The organism is Pseudomonas agronomica (genome assembly GCF_025917275.1).
GTDB classification, from domain to species: domain Bacteria; phylum Pseudomonadota; class Gammaproteobacteria; order Pseudomonadales; family Pseudomonadaceae; genus Aquipseudomonas; species Aquipseudomonas agronomica.
In genome coordinates, this window is the sequence record NZ_JAOSHO010000669.1 from 1 (window position 1) to 2272 (window position 2272).

Genomic DNA, 2272 nt, shown 5'->3' on the forward strand with positions numbered 1-2272 from the left:
TGTGGGAGCGAGCTTGCTCGCGATGAGGCCCGACCAGACAACACTAGGATTTGACCCATGCGCTCATCCAGAATCATCCACATAGTCAGTTGCCACGCCGAAGGCGAAGTCGGCGATGTCATCGTCGGCGGCGTCGCCCCGCCACCCGGTGACACGGTCTGGGAACAATCACGCTGGATCGCCCAGGACCAGACGCTGCGCAACTTCGTCCTCAACGAACCTCGCGGCGGGGTGTTTCGCCACGTCAACCTGCTGGTGCCGGCCAAGGACCCGCGGGCGCAGATGGCCTGGATCATCATGGAGCCGGCCGACACCCCACCGATGTCCGGCTCCAACTCGCTGTGCGTCGCGACCGTGTTGCTGGACAGCGGCATCCTGCCGATGACCGAACCCCAGACGCGATTGGTGTTGGAGGCGCCGGGCGGCTTGATCGAAGCCGTGGCCGATTGCCGCGACGGCAAGGTGCAACGGGTCGAGATCAAGAACGTACCGTCGTTCGCCGACCGCCTCGATGCCTGGATCGAAGTCGAGGGCCTCGGCTCGTTACAGGTGGACACTGCCTATGGTGGCGACAGCTTCGTCATCGTTGACGCGCAGCGCCTGGGCTTTGCCATCCGTCCCGACGAAGCCGCCGACCTGGTGGCCGTGGGCCTGAAAATCACCCGGGCCGCCAATGAGCAACTGGGCTTCGTTCATCCACTGAATCCTGACTGGTCGCACATTTCGTTCTGCCAGATCGCCGCGCCCATCGTCCGGGAAAACGGCATCGCCACCGGGGCAAACGCCGTCGTCATCCAACCCGGCAAGATCGATCGATCACCCACCGGCACCGGTTGCTCGGCACGCATGGCGGTGCTGCACGCCAAGGGCCTGATGCAGGTGGGCGAGCGGTTTATAGGCCGCTCGATCATCGGCTCCGAATTCCATTGCCGGATCGATTCACTGACTGACGTCGCCGACCGCCCGGCGATCTACCCATGCATCGCCGGGCGAGCTTGGATCACCGGCACGCACCAATTGCTGCTCGACCCGGCCGATCCGTGGCCGCAGGGCTATCGGCTCTCGGATACGTGGCCCGGCGCATGATTTCCAGAACCTCACCGCATGTGAACTTGCCCCCACCGCGTAGGAGCTGCGGAGCGAAGCGAGGCTGCGATCTTTTGATCTTGGAATTCAAGCGCCCGGAAAGATCGCAGCCTCGCTTCGCTCCGCAGCTCCTACAGGGCCCAGCGGGAGCAAGCTACCTCGCCTACAAGAGCAACTATTCATATTCACCTACGTATACGAAATACTAAAAGGAGACACCCATGAGCAAACGCATCAACTGGAGCGGCGTATTCCCCGCCGTCACTACCCAATTCAATGATGATTTTTCCATCAACCTGGAAAAAACCCATCAGGTCATTTCCAACGTCATTCGTGATGGCGTGTCGGGCCTGGTGGTCTGCGGTTCGGTGGGGGAAAACACCTCCCTGAGTGCCGAGGAAAAAATCGCCGTGACCGAAGTCGCGGTGGACGCCTCCCGTGGCCGGGTACCGGTGATCTGCGGCGTGGCCGAGTTCACCAGTGTGCAGGCCGCGAAGGTCGCCAACGCCGTGCGCAAGGTCGGTGTCGACGGCGTGATGCTGATGCCGGCGCTGGTCTACGGCTCGAAACCGTTCGAGACCGCCGAGCATTTCCGCTACGTCGCCCGGCATGCCGACGTGCCGCTGATGGTCTATAACAACCCGCCGATCTACAAAAACGACGTCACCCCGGACATCCTCATCTCGCTGGCTGATTGCGACAATGTGGTGTGTTTCAAGGATTCGTCCGGCGACACCCGGCGCTTTATCGATGTGCGCAATGAAGTCGGCGATCGCTTCGTGCTGTTCGCCGGTCTCGACGACGTGGTACTGGAAAGCCTCGCCGTGGGCGCCGAAGGTTGGGTGTCGGGCATGTCCAACGTGTTCCCCAAGGAAGGCGAAACCATTTTCCGCCTGGCCCGTGCCGGACGTTTCGCCGAAGCCATGCCGATCTACGAGTGGCTGATGCCGATCCTGCACCTCGACGCCCGCGCCGACCTGGTGCAATGCATCAAGCTGTGCGAAGCCATCGCCGGCCGCGGCAGCGCCCTCACCCGCCCACCGCGCCTGGCCCTGCCGGAAGAAGACCGGGTGTATGTGGAGCAGATCATGGCCACGGCGCTGGCCAACCGGCCGAAGCTGCCGGATGTGGGACTTTAAGCCCTGGCGCAGAGGTTCGGGCATGTGAGAACCCTGTGGGAGCGAGC

At 62.8% G+C, this 2272-nt stretch carries 2 protein-coding genes; both read left to right on the forward strand.

The genetic code is table 11. The features are described from left to right. Nucleotides 1-57: 57 nt before the first annotated feature. Nucleotides 58-1086, forward strand: a complete 1029-nt coding sequence (locus OC610_RS25995; RefSeq protein WP_264431896.1) for a trans-3-hydroxy-L-proline dehydratase — start codon at nt 58-60, stop codon at nt 1084-1086. 221 nt (nt 1087-1307) lie between these two features. Continuing rightward, nucleotides 1308-2225, forward strand: coding sequence for a dihydrodipicolinate synthase family protein (locus OC610_RS26000; RefSeq protein ID WP_264431899.1), 918 nt, complete (start codon nt 1308-1310; stop codon nt 2223-2225). Nucleotides 2226-2272 lie beyond the last annotated feature (47 nt).